The organism is Pseudomonas sp. B21-051, assembly GCF_024748795.1.
Classification (GTDB): domain Bacteria; phylum Pseudomonadota; class Gammaproteobacteria; order Pseudomonadales; family Pseudomonadaceae; genus Aquipseudomonas; species Aquipseudomonas putida_A.
In genome coordinates this window covers 4,384,870-4,409,942 of record NZ_CP087166.1, presented here as the reverse complement: position 1 = coordinate 4,409,942, position 25,073 = coordinate 4,384,870, and the positions used below count along the sequence as shown (strand labels likewise).

Annotated in this window: 25 protein-coding genes; 13 read left to right on the top strand and 12 right to left on the bottom strand. The window is 61.4% G+C overall.

The features are described 5' to 3' along the window. Positions 1-466: 466 nt before the first annotated feature. Both LOY52_RS19770 and LOY52_RS19765 read left to right on the top strand, forming a co-directional pair. A complete protein-coding gene (locus LOY52_RS19770; protein WP_258675697.1) occupies positions 467-1,189 on the top strand; it encodes a response regulator in 723 nt (240 codons plus the stop codon). Then, positions 1,186-2,796, top strand: coding sequence for an ATP-binding protein (locus tag LOY52_RS19765; protein ID WP_258675695.1), 1,611 nt, complete (start codon positions 1,186-1,188; stop codon positions 2,794-2,796). Before LOY52_RS19770 ends, LOY52_RS19765 begins: the two co-directional genes overlap by 4 nt. Positions 2,797-2,869: 73 nt before the next feature. Here the strand turns inward: LOY52_RS19765 and LOY52_RS19760 are convergent, their stop codons facing one another. After that, complete coding sequence (locus LOY52_RS19760; protein ID WP_258675694.1) at positions 2,870-3,595, bottom strand: 4'-phosphopantetheinyl transferase; 726 nt, start codon at positions 3,593-3,595, stop codon at positions 2,870-2,872. A 161-nt stretch (positions 3,596-3,756) separates the two neighbouring features. Continuing rightward, positions 3,757-4,548, bottom strand: a complete 792-nt coding sequence (locus tag LOY52_RS19755) for a dienelactone hydrolase family protein (protein WP_258675693.1) — start codon at positions 4,546-4,548, stop codon at positions 3,757-3,759. Positions 4,549-4,690: 142 nt separating this feature from the next. Between LOY52_RS19755 and LOY52_RS19750 the strand changes: the two genes are divergently transcribed. The 3 genes from LOY52_RS19750 (at position 4,691) to LOY52_RS19740 (ending at position 7,468) form a co-directional block, all read left to right on the top strand. Continuing rightward, on the top strand, positions 4,691-5,296 hold the full coding sequence (locus LOY52_RS19750; protein ID WP_258675691.1) for a hypothetical protein: 606 nt from the start codon (positions 4,691-4,693) through the stop codon (positions 5,294-5,296). 151 nt (positions 5,297-5,447) lie between these two features. After that, positions 5,448-6,125: a response regulator transcription factor gene (locus LOY52_RS19745; protein ID WP_027612288.1), complete on the top strand. Its 678-nt coding sequence runs from the start codon at positions 5,448-5,450 to the stop codon at positions 6,123-6,125. Continuing rightward, the gene (locus tag LOY52_RS19740; protein WP_027612289.1) at positions 6,122-7,468 is read left to right on the top strand and encodes an ATP-binding protein; all 1,347 of its coding nucleotides are present in this window, start codon (positions 6,122-6,124) and stop codon (positions 7,466-7,468) included. Before LOY52_RS19745 ends, LOY52_RS19740 begins: the two co-directional genes overlap by 4 nt. 103 nt (positions 7,469-7,571) lie before the next feature. Here the strand turns inward: LOY52_RS19740 and LOY52_RS19735 are convergent, their stop codons facing one another. Then, positions 7,572-8,570, bottom strand: coding sequence for an AraC family transcriptional regulator (locus LOY52_RS19735; protein WP_258675690.1), 999 nt, complete (start codon positions 8,568-8,570; stop codon positions 7,572-7,574). Between the two features lie 350 nt (positions 8,571-8,920). Here LOY52_RS19735 and LOY52_RS19730 point away from each other — a divergent pair, with 350 nt between their 5' ends. Together LOY52_RS19730 and LOY52_RS19725 are read left to right on the top strand one after the other, a co-directional pair. Next, positions 8,921-10,255 carry a dicarboxylate/amino acid:cation symporter gene (locus LOY52_RS19730; RefSeq protein ID WP_258675689.1) on the top strand — a complete coding sequence of 445 codons (1,335 nt, stop codon included), beginning with the start codon at positions 8,921-8,923 and terminating at the stop codon, positions 10,253-10,255. Between the two features lie 257 nt (positions 10,256-10,512). After that, the gene (locus LOY52_RS19725) at positions 10,513-11,694 is read left to right on the top strand and encodes a CaiB/BaiF CoA-transferase family protein (protein WP_258675687.1); all 1,182 of its coding nucleotides are present in this window, start codon (positions 10,513-10,515) and stop codon (positions 11,692-11,694) included. A 111-nt stretch (positions 11,695-11,805) separates the two neighbouring features. On the opposite strand, the gene LOY52_RS19720 is transcribed toward LOY52_RS19725, so the two are convergent. Together LOY52_RS19720 and LOY52_RS19715 are read right to left on the bottom strand one after the other, a co-directional pair. After that, positions 11,806-12,300, bottom strand: coding sequence for a SprT family zinc-dependent metalloprotease (locus LOY52_RS19720; RefSeq protein ID WP_003227192.1), 495 nt, complete (start codon positions 12,298-12,300; stop codon positions 11,806-11,808). A 148-nt stretch (positions 12,301-12,448) separates the two neighbouring features. Next, the gene (locus LOY52_RS19715) at positions 12,449-13,051 is read right to left on the bottom strand and encodes a Yip1 family protein (protein WP_007917515.1); all 603 of its coding nucleotides are present in this window, start codon (positions 13,049-13,051) and stop codon (positions 12,449-12,451) included. A gap of 373 nt (positions 13,052-13,424) precedes the next feature. Between LOY52_RS19715 and ttcA the strand changes: the two genes are divergently transcribed. Together ttcA and LOY52_RS19705 are read left to right on the top strand one after the other, a co-directional pair. Then, on the top strand, positions 13,425-14,249 hold the full coding sequence (ttcA, locus tag LOY52_RS19710; RefSeq protein WP_041067551.1) for a tRNA 2-thiocytidine(32) synthetase TtcA: 825 nt from the start codon (positions 13,425-13,427) through the stop codon (positions 14,247-14,249). A 131-nt stretch (positions 14,250-14,380) separates the two neighbouring features. Continuing rightward, complete coding sequence (locus tag LOY52_RS19705) at positions 14,381-15,055, top strand: DNA-3-methyladenine glycosylase I (RefSeq protein ID WP_121186706.1); 675 nt, start codon at positions 14,381-14,383, stop codon at positions 15,053-15,055. A gap of 88 nt (positions 15,056-15,143) precedes the next feature. Here LOY52_RS19705 and LOY52_RS19700 read toward each other — a convergent pair whose 3' ends face one another. Genes LOY52_RS19700 through arsC form a run of 3 tightly spaced genes read right to left on the bottom strand, consistent with a single transcriptional unit; the run spans position 15,144 to position 16,518 of the window. Continuing rightward, positions 15,144-15,569 carry a DUF2069 domain-containing protein gene (locus LOY52_RS19700; protein WP_258675686.1) on the bottom strand — a complete coding sequence of 142 codons (426 nt, stop codon included), beginning with the start codon at positions 15,567-15,569 and terminating at the stop codon, positions 15,144-15,146. Between the two features lie 2 nt (positions 15,570-15,571). Further along, positions 15,572-16,168, bottom strand: a complete 597-nt coding sequence (wrbA, locus tag LOY52_RS19695) for an NAD(P)H:quinone oxidoreductase (protein ID WP_202368767.1) — start codon at positions 16,166-16,168, stop codon at positions 15,572-15,574. Continuing rightward, complete coding sequence (gene arsC / locus LOY52_RS19690) at positions 16,165-16,518, bottom strand: arsenate reductase (glutaredoxin) (RefSeq protein ID WP_258675682.1); 354 nt, start codon at positions 16,516-16,518, stop codon at positions 16,165-16,167. Before arsC ends, wrbA begins: the two co-directional genes overlap by 4 nt. A 114-nt stretch (positions 16,519-16,632) precedes the next feature. Between arsC and LOY52_RS19685 the strand changes: the two genes are divergently transcribed. Further along, positions 16,633-17,100, top strand: coding sequence for a TlpA disulfide reductase family protein (locus LOY52_RS19685; RefSeq protein WP_258675681.1), 468 nt, complete (start codon positions 16,633-16,635; stop codon positions 17,098-17,100). 252 nt (positions 17,101-17,352) lie between these two features. Here the strand turns inward: LOY52_RS19685 and LOY52_RS19680 are convergent, their stop codons facing one another. Both LOY52_RS19680 and LOY52_RS19675 read right to left on the bottom strand, forming a co-directional pair. Then, positions 17,353-17,757, bottom strand: coding sequence for an META domain-containing protein (locus LOY52_RS19680; RefSeq protein ID WP_098965082.1), 405 nt, complete (start codon positions 17,755-17,757; stop codon positions 17,353-17,355). Beyond that, positions 17,757-18,191 (bottom strand): hypothetical protein, encoded by a 435-nt coding sequence (locus LOY52_RS19675; RefSeq protein WP_258675680.1) that lies wholly within the window; start codon positions 18,189-18,191, stop codon positions 17,757-17,759. The genes LOY52_RS19680 and LOY52_RS19675 overlap by 1 nt, the downstream gene beginning before the upstream one ends. Before the next feature lie 133 nt (positions 18,192-18,324). On the opposite strand from LOY52_RS19675, the gene LOY52_RS19670 reads away from it, so the two are divergent. Continuing rightward, a complete protein-coding gene (locus LOY52_RS19670) occupies positions 18,325-18,777 on the top strand; it encodes a hypothetical protein (protein WP_258675679.1) in 453 nt (150 codons plus the stop codon). Between the two features lie 12 nt (positions 18,778-18,789). On the opposite strand, the gene LOY52_RS19665 is transcribed toward LOY52_RS19670, so the two are convergent. Both LOY52_RS19665 and LOY52_RS19660 read right to left on the bottom strand, forming a co-directional pair. After that, positions 18,790-19,779 (bottom strand): 2-hydroxyacid dehydrogenase, encoded by a 990-nt coding sequence (locus LOY52_RS19665; protein WP_258675678.1) that lies wholly within the window; start codon positions 19,777-19,779, stop codon positions 18,790-18,792. A gap of 82 nt (positions 19,780-19,861) precedes the next feature. Beyond that, positions 19,862-22,615 (bottom strand): response regulator, encoded by a 2,754-nt coding sequence (locus LOY52_RS19660; RefSeq protein ID WP_258679938.1) that lies wholly within the window; start codon positions 22,613-22,615, stop codon positions 19,862-19,864. Between the two features lie 217 nt (positions 22,616-22,832). Between LOY52_RS19660 and LOY52_RS19655 the strand changes: the two genes are divergently transcribed. After that, positions 22,833-23,555: a response regulator transcription factor gene (locus LOY52_RS19655; protein ID WP_258675677.1), complete on the top strand. Its 723-nt coding sequence runs from the start codon at positions 22,833-22,835 to the stop codon at positions 23,553-23,555. Then, on the top strand, positions 23,542-24,966 hold the full coding sequence (locus tag LOY52_RS19650) for a sensor histidine kinase (RefSeq protein ID WP_258675676.1): 1,425 nt from the start codon (positions 23,542-23,544) through the stop codon (positions 24,964-24,966). The genes LOY52_RS19655 and LOY52_RS19650 overlap by 14 nt, the downstream gene beginning before the upstream one ends. Positions 24,967-25,073 lie beyond the last annotated feature (107 nt).

The window sequence follows — 25,073 nt, the reverse complement described above, 5'->3', positions numbered from 1 at the left end:
GTGCTACAAGATAATGCGTTTCGAGAGGGCTTGCAACGTACTAGCTGTGGATAAACCTGTGCGTAAATTGTGTAAGAAACCAGGAATTCCCGTGTAGGCCGCGAACCTGCTGAGCTAGACCGTTTGTCACTGTTTTTCACTCGGGAAAAACGCTTCAGCGGATTTTTAAGGGCGCGAACCCTATCACAAAAAACCGCCTTGTCCGAACGCATTTGCCGACTTGTGTTCTGGCTGTACGCCGTTTATACAATCGGGCGGTGTTTACCCGTTCTTATCCTCCCGAAAGATGACAAAAGGTCGGGAGGATCTAGAACTGTGGGAGCGAGCCTGCTCGCGAATGCGTCGGTAGGTTCAGCATCAATGTTGGCTGATCCAACGCTTTCGCGAGCAGGCTCGCTCCCACATGAAATGTGCTGCGTCGTACGGTTCTTCCTTTATTAATAACAACAGCAAGCAGAGGTCACCGGTGGAGCAAGAAGCCTGGCAGGTATTGATAGTCGAGGACGACCAGCGTCTGGCCGAACTCACCCGCGAATACCTGCAAGCCAATGGATTGCGCGTGGAGATCGAAGGCAACGGCGCGCTGGCGGCGGCGCGGATCATCAAGGAGCAGCCGGACCTGGTGATCCTCGACCTGATGCTGCCCGGTGAAGACGGCCTGAGCATTTGCCGCAAGGTGCGCAATCGTTACGACGGGCCGATCCTGATGCTCACCGCGCGCACCGACGACGCTGACCAGATTCAAGGCCTCGACCTCGGTGCCGATGATTACGTGTGCAAACCGGTGCGTCCACGGCTGTTGCTGGCGCGGATTCAGGCCTTGCTGCGCCGCAGCGACAGCGCCGAACCGATCGCGGAAAAAAGCCGTCGCCTGCAATTCGGCCCGCTGGTGGTGGACAACGCCTTGCGCGAGGCCTGGCTCAGCGACAGCGGCATCGAACTGACCAGCGCCGAATTCGACCTGCTCTGGCTGCTGGTGTCGAATGCCGGGCGAATCCTCTCTCGCGAAGAAATCTTCACTGCGCTGCGGGGCATCGGTTACGACGGCCAGGACCGCTCGATCGATGTGCGCATCTCGCGCATCCGCCCGAAAATCGGTGATGACCCCGATCACCCGCGCCTGATCAAGACTATTCGCAGCAAAGGCTATCTGTTCGTCCCTGAAGCCTGTGTGGATCTGGCGTTGTGAACTCGATCTTCCTGCGCATCTATGGCGGCATGTGCGCGGCGCTGATTCTGGTGGCAGTGCTTGGTGTGCTGGCGCTGCACCTGCTCAATCAGGTGCGCAGCGAGCAATACCGCGAGCGCCTGGCCCACGGCACGTTCTCGCTGATGGCCGACAACCTGCAACCAATGAACGAAACCGAGCGCCATCGGGCGTTGTTGGTCTGGGAGCGTCTGCTGGGGATTCCGCTGGCGCTGAAGAAGTTTTCCGAGACCGATCTGGATCTCTCTCAGCGCGCTCGGGTGCAGCGCGGTCAGGCCTTGGTGGAGCAGACCGGCCCGCATGCGGCGCGAGTCTACAGACTGGTCAGTGATAAAGAACAATTGGTGCTCACCGGCGACGTGCAGCAGATCAGCGAGCAACTGGCGCGCGCGACTATTTATCTGCTGGCCGATGAACTGGTACGTTTTCCGGTGGGCGAACAACCCAAACGACTGGCGCAGTTAAAGGAAGAGAAGGGCTTCGGTTTCGATCTGCGACTGGTCACGGTCAATGAAGCCGACATGGACGAAGACCAGAGCCGTCGCGTGTCCGAGGGCGATACGGTGATGGCGCTGGGCAAGGGCGGGGATTCGATCAGGGTGTTTGCCGGCATGGTCGGTACGCCGTGGGTGCTGGAGATCGGCCCGCTGTATCAGATGAATCCGTATCCGCCGCAATGGCTGGTGTTGATCGCTGCCCTGGGCCTGACCTTGATCGGTCTGATCGTGTATCTGCTGGTGCGTCAGCTCGAACGACGTCTGCGCGGACTCGAAGCGGCAGCCACACGCATCGCCAAGGGCAGCCTGGAAACCCGCGTGCCGGCCCGCGGTGCTGACTCGGTGGGGCGGCTGGCGGCGGCGTTCAATGGCATGGCTGAGCACTTGCAGCAGTTGCTGGCAATTCAGCGCGAACTGGTGCGCGCGGTGTCCCACGAATTGCGTACACCCGTGGCGCGCCTGCGGTTCGGGCTGGAGATGATCGGCTCTGCCACCACTCCGCAGGCGCTGGAAAAATACCGCGAGGGCATGGATCACGACATCGAGGACCTCGATAAGCTGGTGGATGAAATGCTCACCTACGCGCGGCTGGAGCAGGGTTCGCCGGCACTGACCTTTCAACGCATTGACCTCGATGCGCTGGTCAATCAGGTGATCGCAGAACTGGCGCCGTTGCGTGCCGAGGTCACGGTGCAATGCGGGTTGTGTCTGTCCGCTGCCGATAACGACGGCGCCTGGGTCGAGGCCGAGCCGCGCTTTCTGCATCGTGCGTTGCAGAATCTGGTGAGCAACGCGATGCGCCATGCGCGCTCGAAAGTCACGGTGAGTTATCAGGTCGGGCAGTTGCGCTGCCGGGTCGATGTCGAGGATGACGGGCCGGGCGTACCGGAGTCGGCGTGGGAGCGGATATTCACGCCGTTCCTGCGTCTGGATGACAGCCGTACGCGAGCCTCTGGTGGGCACGGGCTGGGGCTGTCGATTGTGCGGCGGATCATCCACTGGCATGACGGTCGGGCGCTGATCAACAAGAGCAAAAGTCTGGGTGGGGCGTGTTTCAGTCTGAGCTGGCCGAGGAATCAGGAACGTCGTTGAATTTTGTGGTGGTTTTGCCGGCCCCAATCTCTGGCTTGCCAGCGATTCGGCCCACACCGGCGCTGACAAACCTTCAGGCAGGAATGCTGACCAGACTCAACAACTGCCCATCCTGCACACCAAACTGCGCCTCCAGCTCGGTGCCGTGACGCCATTCAGCGCAGAGATCGGTCAGCAAACGCAACCGGACCTGACCCTGCTCCGTCCACTCCAGCACCTCGGCGTGCTCGAAATAAAAGCGCTTCTGCACAATCGGATACAGCGCCTTGAACAGGCTCTCTTTCACCGAAAACGTCAAGGTCACCAGCAACGCCAGTTGTTCCCGCGCACCGGCGGCCATGCGTGCCAGTTCCGCAGGGGTCAGAATCTCTCCGGCCAGGCGTTCGGCGCGCTCGGTCTCGAGCAGGTTTTCCAGGTCCATGCCCAAGCCGCGCCAGTGCTGCTTGTTGGCGACAATCGCCGCCGCGCGCCCGGTGCTGTGGGTGATCGAGCCGCAGATGTGCGCCGGCCACACCGGCGCGCGGTCTTCGCCAATCGCCGGAATCACGCTTGAGCCTTCCAGTTGTTGCAGCGCGGCCCGGGCGCAGATCCGCCCGGCGAGAAACTCCGCCTGGCGCTTGGCAACAGAACGCTGAATGCTCGGCGGCGGCTCGATGGCGCTGCGCTGGAAGTCGTCGCCGAGCAATTGTTTCGGGTCGAAACAGGTGCTGAGCAGGACGGTGTCGGGCAACACGTTAGGCAACGGCCAGTGGGCGTCGAGCGGGGTGCAGCAGGCGGGGAGAGGCGGGCTGGAATTCATGGCGGGCATTTTGCCGGTTGGCGCGGATGCTGGGTAGAGCCAAATCCTGTATCTGGCGGCGCTAATCCTGTAGGAGCTGCCGAAGGCTGCGATCTTTTGATCTTGCTTTTTTAAGATCAAAGGATCGCAGCCTTCGGCAGCTCCTACAGGGTGGATGTGGATCAGCCAAAGATTTTCTGGAAGAACGCCTTCATGTCCGCCCAGGATTTTTCATCGGCGGCCTTGTTGTAACCGATATCCGGGCCACCGTGTTCACCGTGGCTCAAGCGATCGGCATCCGGATTGGTGAAGCCATGCTTGGCGCCGTCGAGGCTGACGAATGTGTAGTCGGCGCCGGCCTTGTCCATTTCACTCTTGAACGCGGTGACGTTGTCCGCGGTGACCATGCTGTCCAGCGCACCGTGCTCGACCAGAACCTTTGCCTTAACACTGCCGGGCGTCGCCGGGGTGGTGGTTGCCAGCGCACCGTGGAAACTCACCACGCCCGCCAGCGGCTCGCCCTGACGCGCGGCGTTGAGCACCACGCCACCACCGAAGCAGTAACCGATGGCGGCGATTTTATTGACGTCGGTCTGCGGCTGCTTTTTCAGCAGGTTCAACCCGGCCTCGAAACGTTTGCTGGAGGCCGCAGCATCCTGGGTCGCGGCCTGCATGAACGCCATCGCATCCTTGGGATGTTCGGTGTTCTTGCCTTCGCCATACATGTCGATCGCCAGCGCGCTGTAGCCCAGTTCGGCGAGATCGCGGGCGCGGCGTTTGGCGTAGTCGTTCAAGCCCCACCACTCATGCACCACCACCACGCCCGGGCGTTTGCCCTTGATCGCGTCGTCGTAGGCGTAGTAGCCGATCAGCCTGGTGCCGTCGGCACTCTGGTAGGGAATCTCCTGAGTCTTGATCGCGGCGTTGGCCAGACTGCTGGCAGCGAGCAAGGCGAGGGCGAGGAACAGGCGCATGGTCGGTCTCCTTATCGAAAAGTGGTCAGGACAGCCTAGTCGATTTGATTCAGCGCAGGTTCAGAGAACGTTCAGGGCCGGTACAGGGGCAGGTCAGTAACCTTGCGCCATACCCAAACAGCACTGTGAAAGAGGAAACGCGATGAATCGTCTGAACAAACTGCTGCTGGCTTTTACCTTGTTGGGCTCCAGCATTGCGGCACACGCCGATGACACCAGCAACTTTGCCGGCCTGACCTTTGGCCAGAGCAGCGACAAAATCAAAAAGTCCCATGCGCTGAACGACAACCTTGGCCACCCGGACGCCAGCGGCGCAATCGACGGCAACAACACTTACGGCGTGCGCCTCGGCCAGCAAAACTCGCAAGGTCGTTACTACGCGACCTACGACAACGTGTCCGGTTCGCACAATGGCATTAAACTGCGCCAGGAAAACCTGCTGGGCAGCTACGATCTGTTCTATCCAGTGGGCGGCAGCACCAAACTGTTCGGTGGCGCCACGGCCGGTTTGACCAAGCTGACTCAGGATTCGCCAGGCTACAGCCGCGACAGCGACATCGGTTACGCCGTCGGCGGCCAGTTCGGTGTGCTGCAACAAGTGGCGCAGAACGTTTCGGTGGAACTCGGTTACCGTTACCTGATGAGCAACGCCAGCACCGAAATGAAAGAAAGCGGTGGCAGCAAGCAAGGCTCGCTGGACTTGACCAGCAGCGCCCAGACTTACCTGTCGGCGAACTACGCTTTCTAAGGCGGTTCGCATCAGTACCCTGTGGGAGCCAGCCTGCTGGCGATTGCGATTTGGCAGCCGACCCTCTAGTCGACTGCCAGGACGCTATCGCCAGCAGGCTAGCTCCCACAGAGGGTTGTCTGGAGATTTTTGATTTACCCGGGAGAGCGTTATGAAACTGTTGGTCGTCGAAGATGAAGCGCTGTTGCGCCATCACCTGCAAACCCGCCTGACGGAGAGCGGTCACGTGGTCGAGTCCGTGGCCAATGCCGAAGAGGCGCTGTACCAGACCGGGCAGTTCAACTTCGATCTGGCGGTGATCGACCTCGGTCTGCCGGGCATGGGCGGTCTGGACCTGATCCGGCAGTTGCGCTCAAGCGGCAAGACCTTTCCGATCCTGATCCTCACCGCGCGTGGCAACTGGCAGGACAAGGTCGAAGGCCTGGCGGCCGGCGCTGACGACTATGTGGTCAAGCCATTCCAGTTCGAAGAACTCGACGCGCGCCTGAATGCCTTGCTGCGTCGCTCCAGTGGCTTCACCCAGTCGACGATTGTTGCCGGGCCGCTGTTGCTCGATCTCAATCGCAAACAGGCGTCGCTGGATGAAGAGCCGCTGGCGCTGACCGCCTACGAATACCGCATCCTCGAATACCTGATGCGTCATCACCAGCAAGTGGTGCCCAAGGATCGCCTGATGGAGCAGCTCTACCCGGATGACGACGAGCGTGATCCGAATGTGATCGAAGTGCTGGTCGGCCGTCTGCGCCGCAAGCTCGAAGGCCCGGGCGGTTTCAAGCCGATCGACACCGTGCGCGGTCTCGGCTACCTGTTCAATGAGCGCTGCACTTGATTCGTTCTCTACGCGTTCGCTTGATGCTCGCCGCCACCACGTTGGCGGTGTTGTTCATGCTCGGCTTGCTGCCGGCCATGCAGGGCGCGTTCAGCCTGGCGCTGCAGGATTCGATCGAGCAGCGCCTGGCGTCGGACGTCACCACGCTGATCTCGGCGGCACGCGTCGACAGTGGCCATCTGGTGATGCCGGCGCAGCTGCCGGATGAGCGCTTCAATCTCACCGACAACCGTCTGCTCGGCTACATCTACGACCGCGAGGGCAAACTGGTCTGGCGCTCGAAAGGCACGCAGGAAGAGCAGATCAACTACAAGCCGCGTTACGACGGCATGGGCAATGAGTTCGCACGGATCCGTGAGAGCAATGGCCAGGAGTTCTTCGTCTACGACGTCGAAGTCAAACTGCTCGGCGGTAAAAGTGCCGCATTCAGCATCGTCGCTCTGCAACCGGTACGCGAATACGAAAATACCCTCGAAGGCCTGCGCGAAAATCTCTACCTGGGTTTCGGCGCCGCGTTGCTGGTGTTGCTGGCGCTGTTGTGGATCGGCCTGACCTGGGGCCTCAAGGCGCTACGCCGGCTGAGTCAGGAACTCGACGAAATCGAAAGCGGCACTCGTGAAAGCCTCACCGAACAGCACCCGCGGGAACTGCTGCGCCTGACCGGCTCGCTCAACCGTTTGCTGCACAGTGAGCGCCAGCAGCGCAGCCGCTACCGTGACTCCCTCGATGATCTGGCGCACAGCCTGAAAACCCCGTTGGCGGTACTGCAAGGGGTCAGTGAAGACATGGCCCAACGTCCGGAAGATCGCGATCAGGCCTGGGTGCTGCAAACCCAGATCGAGCGCATGAGTCAACAGATCAGCTATCAACTGCAGCGCGCCAGCCTGCGCAAGAGCGGCCTGGTGCGCCATCAGGTGCGGCTGCAACCGGTGCTCAAAAGCCTGTGCGACACGCTGGACAAGGTTTACCGCGACAAACATGTTCGAGTGGCGTTCGATCTGCCGGAGCACTGCTATGTGCCGATCGAGCAGGGCGCCTTGCTGGAGATGATGGGCAACCTGCTGGAGAACGCCTATCGCCTGTGCCTGGGCGAAGTGCGCATCAGCGTGCGCGAGACCCTCGCCGGCATCGAGTTGTGCATCGAAGACGACGGCCCCGGTGTGCCGCCGAATCAGCGCGCGCGGATTCTCGAGCGTGGTGAGCGTCTGGATCGTCAGCATCCGGGGCAGGGCATCGGGCTGGCGGTGGTCAAGGACATCATCGAGAGCTACAACGCCAAGCTGATGCTCGGGGATTCGCCGATGGGCGGGGCGGCGTTCAGGATTCAGTTTCCTGCGGTTTAATTGCAGGCCTCGCCGGCCTATTCGCGAGCAGGCTCGCTCCCACATTGAACCCTCTGTGGGAGCGAGCCTGCTCGCGAAGGCGTCAGTCAGTTCACCGCAAGCCTCACTGCTCTTGCGCCCGATACGCCCCCGGTGTCAGCCCGGTCCATTTCTTGAACGCCCGGTGAAACGCCGACGGCTCGGAAAACCCCAACTGCTCGGCAATCTGTTGCAACGACAGGTCCGCCCGGCCCAGGTGATAAATCGCGATGTCGCGGCGCAACTGATCCTTCAATTCCTGAAAACTGCTGCCTTCCTCACGCAAATGCCGACGCAGGGTTTGCGGGCTGATGTGCAGCTGCGCGGCCACCGCTTCGAGGTCCGGCCACTGCGCACTGTCGCGGCTGAGCAAGCGGCGCAGGCGACTGCTGAGGCTGTCGCCGTCGTCCGGGCGCGATAGCAGGTCAGCGGGTGAGCGTTCGAGAAAGTGCTTGAGGGTGCGTTCGTCCTGCAACAGCGGCATCGACAGGTAGCGGCTGTGAAACAACAGGCTGCTCTGCTGGGCGGAAAACACCAAAGGGCAGGGGAATAACAGGTCGTACTCGGCACCGTGAGGCGGTTTCGGATAACTGAAGGTGGCCTGCTCCAAGCGAATCCGCTGGCCGATCAGCCAGCTGCCGAGGCGATGCCAGATCACCAGCAGGCTCTCGCTGAGAAAGTGATCCGGGTCCCACAACTGCGAATCATCGAGGCTCAGGCGCACCCATTCGTCTTCGCGGTTCAGGCTCAGGCGCGGAGCCTCGGGGAATAGGCTATAAAACAATAAACCGCGTTGCAGTGCCTTCTCCAGATTGCGGCAGTGGATCAGCGCGTGGCACATCATCGCGAAGCTGCCGGGTTTGCTCGGCGCGCTGCCAAAGCCCAGGTATTCGTCATCCAGCGCCAGCCACAGACTCTGGATCAACTGGGTGAATTGCTCCGGGGCGATGCGCGCCCGTGGCTCATCGAGCAACTCGGGGCTGATCCCCAGTTGCTGCAGCAGCGGCGCATAGTCGAACCCCGAACGGCGTGCGCCACCGAGGGCGGCACGGGCGAAATGACTGGCGATGGTACGTTCGCGCATAAGCGGCAGATCCTTCCTCAGACGCCGGATGGTAGCCGGGGCATGCGCAGGGCAACAAGGCGGATTTCCGCCAAATTGTAGGACGAGATCCGCTGAGTTGGCGGAAATCCGCCACACTGGCGTCACCGGGCAGTGACAAAAAATACTCTGCATCCCCTGATATCAAAAGGCTTGCAGCGAATTGCACCAAAGTGGCACGGCGTTTGCGATAAGAGCGACAGAAGTGTGCGTCTATTCCGCGGGAATAGTGCCGCTCGAACAACAAATCCCTCCAGTGCAGGAGGGTTCGCAATTCAGGTTCTGCGCCCAACAGATGGATGTTGCCCGCGGGACGCTTGAGGAAACTTGCAATGACGACTCGTCAGCCACTGTACAAATCCCTGTATTTCCAGGTGATCGTCGCAATCATCATCGGTATTGCGCTTGGTCACTACTACCCGCAGTTCGGTGTGGCGGTAAAGCCACTGGGTGACGGGTTCATCAAGCTGATCAAAATGATCATCGCCCCGATCATCTTCTGCACCGTGGTCAGCGGCATCGCTGGCATGCAAAGCATGAAGTCGGTCGGCAAGACCGGCGGTTACGCACTCCTGTACTTCGAAATCGTTTCGACCATCGCCCTGCTGGTCGGCCTGATCGTGGTCAACATCGTGCAGCCGGGCAACGGCATGCACATCGACGTCAGCACCCTGGACGCGTCGAAAGTCGCGACCTACGTGCAGCAAGGTGCAGACCAGAGCGTAGTCGGCTTCCTGCTCAACGTGATCCCGACCACCATCGTCGGCGCGTTCGCTACCGGTGACATCCTGCAAGTGCTGATGTTCTCGGTGATCTTCGGTTTCGCCCTGCATCGCCTGGGTGACTATGGCCGTCCGATCCTCGACTTCATCGATCGCTTCGCCCACGTGATGTTCAACATCATCAACATGATCATGAAGCTCGCGCCAATCGGTGCCTTCGGTGCGATGGCGTTCACCATCGGTGCTTACGGTGTCGGCTCGCTGGTGCAGCTGGGCCAACTGATGGCCTGCTTCTACATCACCTGCCTGGCCTTCATCCTGATCGTGCTGGGTGCCATCGCCCGCATGCACGGCTTCAGCGTGCTGAAGATGATCCGCTACATCCGTGAAGAGCTGCTGATCGTACTCGGTACCTCGTCTTCGGAATCGGTACTGCCACGCATGCTGATCAAGATGGAGCGTCTGGGCGCGAAGAAATCCGTCGTGGGTCTGGTGATCCCGACCGGTTACTCGTTCAACCTCGACGGTACCGCGATCTATCTGACCATGGCTGCAGTGTTCATTGCTCAGGCCACCGACACGCACATGGACATCACCCATCAGATCACCCTGCTGGTGGTGTTGCTGCTGTCCTCCAAAGGCGCCGCCGGTGTGACCGGTTCGGGCTTCATCGTGCTGGCCGCCACCCTGTCGGCAGTCGGTCACCTGCCGGTGGCCGGTCTGGCGCTGATCCTCGGTATCGACCGCTTCATGTCCGAAGCCCGCGCCCTGACCAACCTGGTCGGCAACGCCGTCGCGACCATCGTGGTTGCCAAGTGGGTGAAAGAGCTGGACACCGACGTGCTGCAATCCGAGCTGGCGTCGGGCGGTCGCGGTATCGCTGATACCCGTCCGGAAGACGATCTGGGTGTGGCTGAAGGCCCAACCCCGAGCAACGTCAAATAACTGCAATTTGGTAATACCTTGTGGCGAGGGAGCTTGCTCCAGCTGGACTGCGCAGCAGGCCCCTCTTTGAAGAGCGGGGCCGCTTCGCGCCCCAGCGGGAGCAAGCTCCTTCGCCACAGGTGTCCTGAAAAACCTGCTTTGGCAGGTTTTTTATTGCCTGCGATTTGAGCATTACGGTCACTGCCGCTGATGCATCCGGTGATTGCCGTGCGCGGCAGCGCTGCCTAGTCTGGGTGCATCGCCCAAGGAGATCGCCCATGTCCGCGCCGCTGGCCTCACTGAAGATTCTGGATTTCTCGACCCTGCTGCCGGGGCCGTTCGCCTCGCTGTTGCTGGCGGACATGGGCGCCGAAGTGCTGCGCATCGAGTCGCCCACGCGCATGGATCTGCTGCGGGTGTTGCCGCCGCATGATCAAGGTGTGTCAGCCAGTCACGCTTACCTCAATCGCAACAAGCGCAGCCTGGCGCTGGATCTCAAACAGCCGGAAGCGCTGGAGGTGGTCAGGCAGTTGCTGGGCGAATACGACATTGTCCTCGAGCAGTTCCGCCCCGGTGTGATGGAGCGTCTGGGCCTGGGTTATGAGGCGCTGAAAGCGATCAACCCGAAGCTGATTTACGTGTCGATCACCGGCTACGGCCAGACCGGGCCGTACAAGGATCGCGCCGGGCATGACATCAACTACCTGGCGCTGGCCGGTCTTTCCAGTTACACCGGCCGCGCCGACAGCGGGCCGTTGCCGCTGGGCATGCAGGTGGCGGATATCGCGGGCGGTTCGCTGCATGGGGTGATCGGCCTGCTGGCGGCGGTCATCGCCCGACAGCAGAGCGGGCAGGGCACGCATCTGGACGTGAGCATGACCGATTGCGCCTTCAGCCTGAACGCCATGGCTGGCGCCGGCTATCTGGCCTGTGGCGACGAACCGCATTGGGAAGAGCAGATGCTCAATGGCGGCAGCTTCTATGACTACTACCGCTCGCGCGACGGGCGCTGGTTGTCGGTGGGCAGTCTGGAACCGGGGTTCATGCAGCAACTGTGCACGGCGCTGGGCCGGCCGGAGCTGGCGGCGCAGGGCTTGTCGTCGAAGCCTGAGCAGCAGCGGTTATTGAAGGACGCGCTGAAAGTTGAATTCGAGAAGCACGACTTTGCCGAGCTGTGCGAGTTGTTTGCCGGGATCGATGCGTGTGTCGAGCCGGTGCTGAACCTGAGCGAGGCGGTGCAACATCCGCAGTTGCAGGCGCGGGAACTGGTGACCCAGGTGCCGCGTGGGGACGGTACGACGCAAGCGCAGCTAGCCTGTCCGCTGAAATTCTCCGAGGCGCTGCCGGCGCCGCGGCATGTTGGTGCGGGGTTGGGGCAGCATACTGAGCAGGTGTTGGGGGAGTTGGGGTTTGATGCTGAGCGGATTGCTCAATTGCGGGCGGCCAAAGTAATTCTCTAGCTTCTGTACCGGCCTCTTCGCGAGCAGGCTCGCTCCCACATTTGAAATGCGTTCCCCTTGTGGGAGCGAGCCTGCTCGCGAAGGGGCCAGTCGGGGCAATACAAAAACCGGCTATTCCACCCGCATTTCACCACTGAACACCAAAGTGTTGCGGCATCTACGGCACAAATACCGTCGCCCCTGTCGCACCAGGCTATGGCGCTGCGCCGAAAACGGGAAATCACTGTCGGCGCACGGGCATTTGTAGATGTAGCGGGTCACACTGCGGCGTTTGATTGCGTAGGTGTGGCAGCGATCCGGTGGCAGCTCGTAAACCCCGCGCATGATCAGTTGCCACTCCTCGCCGTGCGGCTGGATGCGGTCGCCGAACAGTTGATGGGCGATCAGGTGCGCGACTTCGTGTGCCACGGTCTGCTTGAGGAAGTGTTCGGTGTTTTCCCGGTACAGCTGCGGATTGAAGCGCAGCAGGTTCTCGTGCAGATGCGCGACACCGGCTTTTTGCCCGCGCAGCTTGAGGCTGACGACCGGGCGTTGGAAATGACGTTTGAAAAAGGCTTCAGCGAGTTGGTAACAGTCTTCGACGCGGGTATTGAGTTGCTCGGGCATGCTTGATGGATCTCCAGAGGCGTCGAGTATGCCGCAACCTCCCGGACTTGCGAATCGCTGACCTGCCGAATGGTCATCCGCCAAACGAGAAGGCCGCCTTGCGGCGGCCTATATTGGCAGATCTTGTTTTTCTCGGGGGTAAAGCCTGTCAGTTGGTATACACCGGCCCCACGCCGAGGCCCCAGACGATCACGGTGAACGCCATGATGGCCACCAGCACCACCAGACCCACCGCCAGCACCGAGCTGGAAAACAGGAAGCCTTCGTCTGACGGTATGTTCATGAACGTTGGCAGCCCCACGTACAGCAGATACACCGTGTAGCAGATGGCTGCCGTGCCGACGATCATTCCCAGCCACATGTGCGGATACAGTGCCGCCAGCCCGCCGACGAACAACGGTGTCGCGGTGTAGGTGGCGAATGCCACGCAACGGGCCAGGCTCGGGTTGGCGTCATAGGTGCGGGCCATCCAGTGCACGAAGGCCCCCATCACCGCGACCCCGCCCAGCATCGCCAGGTACGACATCACGGTCATCCAGATCGCGCTTTCGACGGTGAGCATCACCGGTGCGCGGTTGCCGATCACCCAGCCGACCTGCGTGGTGCCGATAAACGCCGAAACCGCCGGAATTGCCGCCAGGATCAGCGTGTGCGTCAGGTACATGTGGCTGATGCTTTCCTCTTGGTCGCCACGGATTTCCTTCCATTCCTGATCGGGGTGGGTAAAAAGTCCCACTACGTGATGGATCATGCCAGTCACTCCTCTTGTTATTGCCATCGCCCCCCAACGGAGCGCCTACGGGCCAAGGTGGCCGAGCAAATTCAGGTCTTCAGATGTGTGCGACCTTATGTCGCAGTATAGAAAGGACTTAACCGCACAGGGACTAGGGGCTTAGAGCAAATCGCGCTGTAAACACGGGGCGTAATCGCCTTCGGCTCTTGTATTGATGCCTGTAGGAGCTGACGAGTGAAACGAGGCTGCGATCTTTTGATCCTGGTTTTTTACAATCAAAAGATCGCAGCCTTCGGCAGCTCCTACAGGGTGCGTCCGTCAGGACGCTTCGCCGCTGGTGGGTTTTTGCGTAAAATGCCCGCCTTTCGTCACACCTCACGGATTTCGCGTCATGGGCACTCTTACGGTCAACCAGAACAAACTGCAAAAGCGCCTGCGCCGCCTGGCCGGCGAAGCGGTCGCCGATTTCAACATGATCGAAGACGGCGACAAGGTCATGGTCTGCCTGTCCGGGGGCAAGGACAGCTACACCATGCTCGACGTGCTGCTGCACCTGCAGAAGGTTGCACCGATCAAGTTCGAGATCGTCGCGGTGAACATGGACCAGAAGCAGCCGGGCTTTCCCGAGCACGTACTGCCGGCCTACCTGAAAGAGCTGGGCGTCGAGTACCACATCGTCGAGAAGGACACCTACTCGGTGGTCAAGGAACTGATCCCGGAAGGCAAGACCACTTGCTCGCTGTGCTCGCGTCTGCGTCGCGGTACGCTGTACACCTTTGCTGACGAAATCGGCGCGACCAAAATGGCCCTCGGTCACCACCGTGACGACATCGTCGAGACGTTCTTCCTCAACATGTTCTTCAATGGCACCCTCAAGGCGATGCCGCCGAAGCTGCGCGCCGATGACGGGCGCAACGTGGTGATCCGTCCGCTGGCCTACTGCAACGAGAAAGACATCCAGGCTTACTCGGACTTCAAGGAATTTCCGATCATCCCGTGCAATCTCTGCGGTTCGCAGGAAAACCTGCAGCGTCAGGTGGTCAAGGAAATGCTTCAGGACTGGGAGCGCAAGACTCCGGGCCGAACTGAAAGCATCTTCCGCAGTCTGCAGAACGTGGTGCCGTCGCAACTGGCCGACCGCAACCTGTTCGACTTCACCAGCCTGAAGATCGACGAGACGGCGGCTTCGCGCTTCGTCAACGTGGTCAACCTCTAATCACCATCTGTAGGAGTGAGCCTGCTCGCGATTGCATTGTGTCTGTCAGCATCATCGTTGGATGACACACCGCAATCGCGAGCAGGCTCACTCCTACAATAGTTTTTTCGTTTCAATTCCCAGGAGAGGGCATGCGCGATTACAAGTGGCTGCACGAATACTGTCTGAACCGCTTCGGTTCGGCGGCTGAACTGGAAGCCCATCTGCCCGTTCCCAAGACTCCCGCGCAATTACGCAAGATCAGCGACGATCGTTACCTCTCGACCATGGCCCTGCGCGTATTCCGTGCCGGGCTCAAGCACAGTCTGGTGGACGCCAAGTGGCCGGCCTTCGAAGAAGTGTTCTTCAAGTTCGACCCGGAAAAAGTCGTGCTGATGAGCGCCGAACACCTCGAACGCCTGATGCAGGACGCGCGGATCATTCGTCACCTGGGCAAGCTCAAGAGCGTGCCGCGCAATGCGCAGTTCATTCTCGATGTCGAGCAGGAGAAGGGCAGTTTCGGCGCGCTGATCGCCGACTGGCCGGTGACCGATATCGTCGGTCTGTGGACTTACCTGAAAAAGCACGGGAGTCAGTTGGGTGGGCTGTCGGCGCCGCGCTTCTTGCGTATGGTCGGCAAGGACACCTTCGTGCCGAGTTACGACGTGGTCGCCGCGTTGAATGCACAGAAGATCGTCGACAAGGTGCCGACCAGTCTGCGCGATCTGGCGATTGTGCAGAACGCGTTCAACCAGTGGCATGAACAGAGTGGCGGGCGGCCGATGAGCCAGATTTCGATGATGCTGGCGTACACCGTCAATCATTGAATCGCTAAAAGATCGCGGCCTTCGGCAGCTCCTGCATTTGGAATGCGTTCCCCCTGTAGGAGCTGCCGAAGGCTGCGATCTTTTTCTATCAGGCGACGGAAATCTCGCCTTCGCCCGCGAGTTTGCGATTCAACTGATACCGCCACCGCACATACAGCAGTGCCGAGCAGAACAGCGCCAGGCTCGCGGCCATCTCCAGCACGCCAAACAGTTGCCGGTTCGGGTCATACGCTGCCAATGCGCCCTTGATGAAATACAGATTCACCACAAAGCACATCCACGAGTGCGCACGCGCGTTGCCCATCAGCATGCCCGGCGCAAGGATCAGCCACGGGATCAGCTCGACCAGCAGGATCACCCACGGTCGGGCGCCGTGCAGGTCGGCAAACACTAGGTAGTGAGCGGCGAGCAGCCCGGCGAGGCCGAAGAAGCACAACAGGCTGACGACCCGCATCGCCTTGACGCGAGGTTCGAGCCACTCGACGGAGGGCAGGACTTTCGGCTTCTTCGCCACCCTCAGCCCTCCAGTTTTTGCGCGGTTTTCGCCAGACGCAGGCCGAGGGCGCGACACAGCGCCATCTCGTGCTGATCGAGACCTTTCTTGCCATCGGCCCCGGCGTGATGACTGGCGCCATACGGCGTGCCGCCGCCCTGGGTTTCCAGCAGCGCCGACTCGCTGTACGGCAGGCCGGTGATCAACATGCCGTGGTGCAACAGCGGCAGCATCATCGACAGCAGGGTGGTTTCCTGACCGCCATGCAGGCTGGCGGTGGAGGTGAACACGCCAGCCGGTTTGCCGACCAGCGCGCCGGTCAGCCACAGGTTGCTGGTGCCGTCGAGGAAGTACTTCAGCGGCGCGGCCATGTTGCCGAACCGCGTCGGGCTGCCAAGGGCGAGGCCGGCGCAGTTCTTCAGGTCATCGAGGGTGGCGTAGAGCGCACCGTCTTCCGGGATGTCCGGGGCGACCGCCTCACACTCGCTGGAAATCGCCGGCACGGTACGCAGGCGCGCTTCAAGGCCAGCCTGTTCGACGCCGCGGGCAATCTGCCGGGCCATCTCGTTGGTCGAACCGTTGCGGCTGTAATACAGCACCAGAATGTACGGCGCGCTCACGGCAGCAGCTCCAGGATCTGCTCCGGTGGACGGCCGATCACGGCCTTGTCGCCGACTTCAAGAATTGGCCGTTCCATCAGTTTTGGATGCTGGGCGATGGCGGCGATCAGTTGCGCTTCGCTGAGGCTCGTATCGGCCAGCTGAAGCATTTTGTATTCATCTTCTCCAGTGCGCAGCAGTTGTCGCGCGCTGATGTTCAGCTTGCCGAGCAAGGCCTTGATCTGCGCGGCGTCCAGCGGCGTTTCCAGGTAACGCACCACATTCGGGGTCAGGCCACGGGCCTCAAGAAGTTCCAGCGCGCCGCGGGATTTCGAGCAGCGCGGATTGTGATAAAGCGTCAGATCGGTCATGGCGGGTCGCTTCTGGCGTAAAGTGGCGGCTATTCTAACTGTGCAGCGCGCAATCCAGAACCTTCAGAGGCGATGGGTCGCAGGCGCCTTCAATTTTTGACCAGGGAACATGACATGACACGGCGATTGGCAGCGGCATTGACGATAATCGGGGCGTTGATGCTGGGGGGCTGCGGCAACGACTACGGCATTGACCAGAATGGTCAGAAAGTGGCGTCCGAGCGTCTGGACAAGCAATGGGTAGTCATCAATTACTGGGCCGAATGGTGTGGCCCGTGCCGCACGGAAATTCCTGAGCTCAATCATTTGGCTGAAGAACTCAAGAGCAAGAATGTGGGTGTGTTCGGGGTCAACTTCGACAACGTCCAGGGTGAAGACCTGAAAAGCGCCAGCGAGAAACTGGGCATCAAGTTCACCGTGCTGGCGCAGGATCCGGCGGACCTGTTCGACCTGCCGCGCAGTGAGGCCTTGCCGGTGACCTACATCATCGACAACAAGGGCAAGGTGCGTGAGCAGTTGATGGGCGAGCAGACGGCGGCGGGGGTGATGGCCAAGCTGGAGGCGTTGCAGGCGACAAAGTGAGCTGAATGGGCTTTTGTGGCGAGGGAGCTTGCTCCCGCTGGGCGGCGAAGCGGACCTGAATCCTGCCGGCTCGGTGTCTGCGGCAACGCGCGGTTAACGATTTTTCGACTGCTGCGCAGCCGAGCGGGAGCAAGCTCCCTCGCCACAGTAAATGGCGTTCAAAAAAGATCGCAGCCTGCGGCAGCTCCTACAGGTGGGCACATGACCTTGTAGGAGCTGCCGCAGGCTGCGATCTTTTTTGCGGCTGAACGATCAGCCCTCTTCCAGCCACCAGCGCAACGGCTTGCCTTCGGCCGGCCAGAAGCGCATCTGCTCGATCGGCGAGATGTCCCAGCGCTCGACACCTTGCAGCGCCTGCAGGAAGCGTTGTTCCTGCTCCATCAGCGCCGGGGCGCAGAGTTTGCGGGTCTTGCCGATCGGGCCGAAGCTCAGCTTGTCGCCTTCGAGGGTGTACGGCGCGAACCAGTGGTTGCAACCGCCGTTGCCATATGCGCGGCCATCGTCACCAAGGGTCACGGTCAGGTGGCTGTAATCCATCAATGGCCGCTCGCCGATCCACTCCAGAATGTAGCTGCGGTTCTGCTGCAATTGCACAGGCTCTGCGGCGCAGCCCACCAGAGCGGCACCGACCAGCAGCGGCAGGGCAAGGCGTTTCATCACGCAGGCTCCTGGCATGTCGGGCACAGGTGCTTGTCGCCGACGGCTTTCCAGCCCAGCTCGGCGATGCGTGCGGTGGCGGCCGGTTTCTCGGCAGTCTTGCCCAGCCTGGCGTCCACGGCGAACTCGAAGTTCAGCTCTTTGGCGCAGCTGTCGCAGTTGACCTGCCAGGTGTGGATCGCCAGTTCGCCGAATACCGGGCCGGTGGTCATCGCGGTCCATTGGCCCGGCGGATTGATCAGGTGGCGCACGGAGTCGACGGTCAGGCGCATGGACAAGTCCTTGCTGCCTTTGAGGGTGACCAACAGGACGTCACCGTTGCGGATCGAGCCACCGTTGCCGGTGACCTGATAGCGGCCCGGTACGAGGGCGCGGCATTCGGTGAGGGTGTGTTGCGGGTTCATCAGGGTATAGCGGAAATCGTGTTCGACCATGGGTCCTCCAAATCTGCGCGACATGCTAGCACGGGCTTGATTGCAGGATGGCGTACGCGTGCGACCTTCGATCCGGTTCAAATCGGCTGGCGCTCATGGCAAACTGCCGCCCTTCACTCTGAGGGAACGGAACATGGCGCTGATCGAATGTTATGAATGCAAGCGGAGCATCAGCTCTGAAGTCAAGGCGTGCATTCATTGTGGTGCTCCGATGGCGCAGCAACACGGTCACAGTCCGCAGCAGGCGACGGTCGCCGCTGCAGCGACGACGATTTCATTTGGCAGCCTGCCACGCAACAAATCCGTGCCTGAGGCCTTTGTCCCGGCGCCAGCCCCGGAGCCGGCGCCGAAAGTCACACCGGCCGCGCTCGGCCGCCGTCGTCGGCAACCCGAGCCAGCCCCTCAACTTCAGCCCAACGCCGACGGTTCGCGTCCGGTGGAAGGCTGGTTGAAGATCATGGTGTTTCTGTTGCCGATGGTCTTTGTCTGGTTCCTGCTGCGTAACGGCCACTCGATGAAACAGCGCTTTTTCGGTTTTGGCTGGCTGGCGCTGTTGATCCTGGCTTCTTCGCTGTCGCCGAAGTAAACCGACAAGCCTTCAGCCTTCGACCTGGTTCTGCGGTGCACCTGCAGCCCAGGTCGCGATGTTGTGCAGGGTGGTCGCGGCAATTGCGCCCAACGCCTCGTGGGTCAGAAACGCCTGATGCGCGGTGATGATCACATTCGGGAAGGTCAGCAGCCGCGCCAGCACGTCGTCCTGCAACGGCAAGTCGCTGCGATCCTCGAAAAACAGCTGCGCCTCTTCCTCATACACATCCAGTCCCAGATAGCCCAGTTGGCCGTCCTTCAAGGCGTCGATCAGCGCCGGCGTGTCGACCAGACCGCCGCGTCCGGTATTGATCAGCATCGCTCCCGGTTGCAGGTGCGCCAGTGATTCGCGGTTGATCAAGTGTTTGCTTTGCGCGTTGAGCGGGCAATGCAGGCTGATGATTCGTGACTGCGCGAGCAACTCCGGCAGGCTCAGATAACGTGCGCCCAAGGCCACCACCTCGGGGTTGGGATACGGATCGTAGGCCAGCAACTGACAGCCGAAGCCGTGCATGATTTTCGCGAACGCCGCGCCGATCTGCCCGGTGCCGACAATCCCCACGGTTTTGCCCACCAGATCGAAACCGGTCAGGCCGTGCAGAGTAAAGTCGCCTTCGCGGGTGCGGTTGTAGGCGCGGTGCAGGCGTCGGTTGAGCGCCAGAATCAACGCCACCGCATGTTCGGCCACCGCATGCGGCGAGTAGGCCGGAACCCGCACCACCGCCAGTCCGAGGCGTCTTGCCGCGAGCAGATCGACATGGTTGTAGCCTGCCGAGCGCAGGGCGATCAGCCGTGTGCCTCCGGCGGCGAGGCGCTCCAGCACCGGTGCACTGAGATCGTCATTGATGAAGGCGCAGACCACCTGATGCTGGTCGGCCAGGGCGGCGGTGTCGAGACTGAGCCGGGCCGGTTGAAAGTGCAGTTCTATCCCGGCCGGGCAGGCGGCGCCGAGGAAACTGTCGCGGTCGTAGGTCTGGCTGCTGAAAACGAGCGTGCGCATGAATTCCTCCTGGAACGGGTGGCGAGTCAGCGTTGACGGCCACCACTTTAACGGCGAATGCCGCTGCCGGCATTGCCGTGGATCAGGCGCTGATCCTGGCTTGTGTCGCGAGGCGATTGATCGCCCGCTCCAGTTCCTCCAGCGCCGCCACGGCTTTGGGGTCGCCCTGTTTGAGCAGGGTTTCACTGCGCTGACAGGCCGCGCGCAATTGCGGCACGCCGCAGTATCGAGTCGCGCCGTGCAAGCGATGCACGCGCTCGATCAGTGCGTTCTGATCGCGGGCTTCACAGGCAGCGCGAATCGCTTCGCGGTCGGCTTCCAGCGAGGCGAGCAGCATGGCCAGCATGTCGGCGGCGAGGTCCGCCTTACCAGCGGCCAGACGCAGGCCTTCCTCGTGGTCGAGCACTGGCAGTTCGCTGCTGCCCGCCGTGCTGTCGCTGGCCCGCTCAGGTCCCTGATTGCGCAAGGCCAGACCGGTCCATTTCAGCACCACTTGCGCCAGTTGCCGTTCGCTGATCGGTTTGGTCAGGTAGTCATCCATGCCGCTTTGCAGCAGGGCGCGTTTTTCGTTGGCCATGGCGTGGGCGGTGAGGGCGACGATCGGCAGCGGCGTGCAATGCCGTTCGCTTTCCCACTGGCGGATGGTTTCGGTGGTCTGGCGTCCGTCCATGCCCGGCATCTGCACGTCCATCAATACCAGATCGAAAGATTCGCTCTGCACCGCTTTGACCGCCGCGTAGCCGCTTTCCACCGCAAGCACCTTGGCGCCCATGTCTTCGAGCAGGGTCTGCACCAGTAACAGGTTGGCCGGGTTGTCGTCGACGCACAGGACTTTCGGCGCGCGACTCGACAGCGGTTCGCCCGGCTCGTTGCGCGGCTGGCGCGGATTGGCCAGATCGGCCAGCGCCCGACGCAATTTGCGCGTGCAGGCCGGTTTGGCCTGGAGCTGACTGTGGGGGTTGGGTACCGAGAGATGGAACAGCGTCTGTTCGGTGGTCGGGCACAGTACCAGCACCTTGCAGCCCAGGTGTTCGAGGTCCCAGATGTGCTGGTTCAGGCGCTCCGGGAGCATGTCGTTGCTGGTGATGCCGAGCACTGCGAGGTCGATGGCCTGATCGGTCTGGTGCGCGCCGGTGACGCCGTTGGTCAGGCTCTCCAGCGTATTGAACGGCGTGACATCGAGGCCGCAGTCTTCCAGTTGATGCTGCAGCGCCTGACGCGCCAGTTCGTGATTTTCCAGCACCGCTACGCGACGTCCGAGCAGCGGCGGCGCTGGCAGGTCTTCGGTGTCGTCGCGGGCTTTCGGCAGGCTCAGGCTGATCCAGAATTCCGAGCCTTCGCCCGGGGTGCTGTCGACGCCGATTTCGCCGCCCATCTGTTCGATCAGGCGCTTGGAAATCACCAGACCCAGACCGGTGCCGCCGGGCTGGCGCGACAGCGAGTTGTCGGCCTGACTGAAGGCCTGGAACAACGCGCGCACATCCTGACTCGACAGGCCGATGCCGGTGTCCTGAATGCTGATGCGCAACTGCACGCTGTCTTCATGCTCTTCTTCAAGCATGGCGCGGGCGACGATGGTGCCTTCGCGGGTGAACTTGATCGCGTTGCTGACCAGGTTGGTGAGGATCTGCTTCAAGCGCAGCGGATCGCCCACCAGCGACAGCGGCGTGTCGCGATAGACCAGACTCACCAGCTCCAATTGCTTGGCGTGGGCCGCCGGCGCCAGGATGGTCAGGGTGTCCTGCAACAGGTCGCGCAGGTTGAACGGGATATGGTCGAGCACCAGTTTGCCGGCCTCGATCTTCGAGAAGTCGAGGATCTCGTTGATGATCCCGAGCAGGCTGTCGGCAGACTTTTCGATGGTGCCCAGATAGTCGAGCTGGCGCGGGGTCAGTTCGCTCTTCTGCAACAGATGAGTGAAGCCGAGAATGCCGTTGAGCGGCGTGCGGATCTCGTGGCTCATGTTGGCGAGAAATTCGGATTTGATCCGGCTCGCTTCCAGCGCCTCTTTGCGCGCCAGGTCCAGTTCGATGTTCTGGATTTCGATGGTTTCCAGATTTTGCCGCACGTCTTCGGTGGCCTGATCGACGCTGTGTTGCAGTTCTTCGCGGGCATTCTGCAGGGTCCCGGCCATGCGGTTGATGCCCGAAGCCAATTCGTCCAGCTCCTGACTGCCGAGCGGTGGCAGACGGGTTTCCAGATGACCGTCCTTGAGCTGGGCGACCGCGTGTTTGATCTGGCTCAGCGGGCGGTTGATGGTGCGGCCCATGCGCAACGCGAGCAAGGCCGCGCCGGCAAGTCCAGCGGCGATCAACAGCAGGCTGGCAAACAGGCTGCGATAACCGCGCAGCAGCATGCCGTTGTGCGACAGCTCCAGTTCGACCCAGCCGAGCAGGCGCTCGGACTCTTGCGGAATCACGTCGCCGGCGAGGTTGCGATGCTTGCCGAACACCGGCATCAGGTAACGGGTGGCGTCATTGCCGCTGCGCCGTTGCAGTTGTGCACTGTCGCCGCTGGGCGCCTGATTGAGCATGGTCGGGCCGGCGTGCGCCAGCGGGGTGCGGTCGGGGGCGAGGAAGGTGACGGCGCGCACGTCAGGCTGTTCGAGAGACTGAGTGGCGATGCGTTCCAGCAGATCGGTGTTGCCGTGGCCCATGGCGGGCGCCACCAGCGGCGCCAGTTGCTCGGCGATCATTTCACCGCGCTGCATCAATTGGGTCTGCAGGTCGGACTGTTGCATCCAGGTGAAATAGCCCCCGAGGACCAACGCCATCAGGCTGGTCGGCAACAGGGTCAGCAACAATACGCGACCTTTGATTCCCAGTTTCTTGAGCACACCCATCTCCTGCATCCCGCTGAACTGTTGACTCACACGTGCGTCCGGCACGCGACATGGGCGCAGTGTAGCGATTTGCAGGCAGGCAATCTTCGGAAAAATCATCTCGGCATCAGTCAGCAGGTCACGGTTCGTTTGTCCGGCCGGTCAACCTTGGGTTGCCCGATGGCGGGCAATCTTGAATAATCGGCCAACTGAGAATTATTTGCAGATACTCATGACTCTTGTCTCCATCGATACGCCACGTATTCTTGCCATCGAGGACGACCCGGTGCTGGGCGCCTACGTTCACGAACATCTGGGCCGTAGCGGCTTTGCGGTGACCTGGTGCCAGAACGGTCAGGAAGGGCTGAACATCGCGCGTCACCAGCCGTTCGACGTGGTGCTGATGGACATTCTGTTGCCCGGGCTCGATGGCCTGAAGGTGCTGACGCAATTGCGCCAGAGCCATTCGACGCCGGTGCTGCTGATGTCGGCGCTGGGCGCCGAGGCCGATCGCATCAGTGGTTTTCGTCTGGGGGCTGATGATTACCTGCCCAAACCGTTCAGCATGGTTGAGCTGCATGTGCGGATCGAAGCGATCTTGCGCCGTGTAGCGCTGGATCGACGCCCGGCAGCCATTGCACCGGCTGCGATCCACGGCGCGCTGCGTTTCGACGACGAACAGTGCGAAGTCTTCTATAACCAGCAAGCCGCCGGCCTGACCCGCAGCGAATATCGCTTGCTGGAAACCCTCAATCGCAACAACGAAGAAGTGCTGAGCAAGGCCTTCCTCTATCAGCATGTTCTGCAACGCGGCTACGCGGCCCACGACCGCAGCCTCGACATGCACATCAGCCAGATCCGCCGCAAACTCAAGGCCATCGGTTACCTCGAGCGTGAAGTGCGCACGGTGTGGGGCAAGGGTTATGTGCTGAGTGCATTCGATGAAAATCTCTGACCTGCCGGGGCGGCATTCGCTGTTCTGGAAACTGGCGTGTTTGCTGGTGGCGTTCTGTCTGTTGATGATCTGGCTCAGTTGGTCGTGGGGCCGCTACATGGAAGAGCGCAACCAGTTCCTCTCCGACGAGGCGCGCGGCACGCTGAGCCGCTATGCCGGCGAAGCCGAGCGGGCCTGGCAGCGCGCTGAGCGTGACGGGGTCGATAACTGGTTGCAGAGCATGGAGCTACGCGAAGCCGCCTGGGTCGGAGTGATCGACCGCAATCTGCAGTCGTTGAGCAGCGATCCGCTGGATGAACAGGAAATCCAGCACCTGACCTTTTTGCGCGGCCTCGACTGGCCGATCCACAAGAAGGGTCGGCCGTGGCTGCGTGTGCCGTTTCCCCAGGACCCGTCTGCCGGCAGTCTGGTGATCGAATTGCCCGAGCGATTCCTCCCGGGGAAATACCGGGTGTTCTGGCGGGTGATCACCAACGGGGTGATTCCGGGATTGTTCACCTTGCTGCTGTGTGTCGGTCTGTATCGCTTGCTGGTGGTGCCGCTGAACAACCTGCGCGAACAGGCCAATGCCTGGCGCGCCGATCAACTGAATGTGCGCCTGTCGAGCGGCATCACCCAGCGCCCGGACGAACTCGGCGAGCTGGCGCGGGCCTTCGACTCGATGTCCGAACGCCTGCAATCCACCGTAGCCTTGCAACAGCAACTGCTGCGCGATTTGTCCCATGAACTGCGTACGCCGCTGAGTCGGCTGCGGGTGGCCAGTGAAAGCGAACAGGATCTGCGGCAACTGCGCGAGCGCATCGGACGTGAAGTCGACGGCATGCAACGGCTGGTCGAAGACACCCTGCAACTGGCCTGGCTCGACACCGAGCGCGCGCCGCTGCCGGACGAGGCGATCCAGATTCAGGCCTTGTGGGAAATGCTCACCGATAATGCCTGTTATGAAAGCGGCTGGCCGAGCCTGCAATTGCAATGCGCGGTGCCGGCGTCGTGCTGGGTGCGCGGCAACCTCAATACTTTGGCGCAGGCTTTGGAGAACATTCTGCGCAACGCCATTCGGCATTCGCCCGAGGGCGGCATCGTGCGCCTCGATGGACGGCGTGACGGCGATTACTGGCATTTGTGGCTGGAGGATCAGGGCGGCGGGGTGGCCGAGGGCGATCTGCAACGGATCTTCGCGCCCTTCACCCGCCTCGACGGCTCGCGTCCGGGGGATGGCGGGTTTGGTCTGGGGCTGAGCATTGCGAGGAATGCGGTGCAAAGGCAGGGTGGGATGTTGTGGGCGGAGAATGGTGGGGCCGGGTTGCGGTTGAATTTGCGATTGGTGGCTGACGATGGTGTTGCATCGACTGATGCTATCGCGAGCAAGCTCGCCCCCACAGTGGATGTCGGTCGTCCGCAGATTGTGTGAATAGCAAACGCCATCTGTAGGAGTGAGCCTGCTCGCGATGGGGAATTTCGCTTCACCGCTGTCAGCCCGTGCGGGAGGGTTCGCGTATTTTTGTACGACCTTTCCTA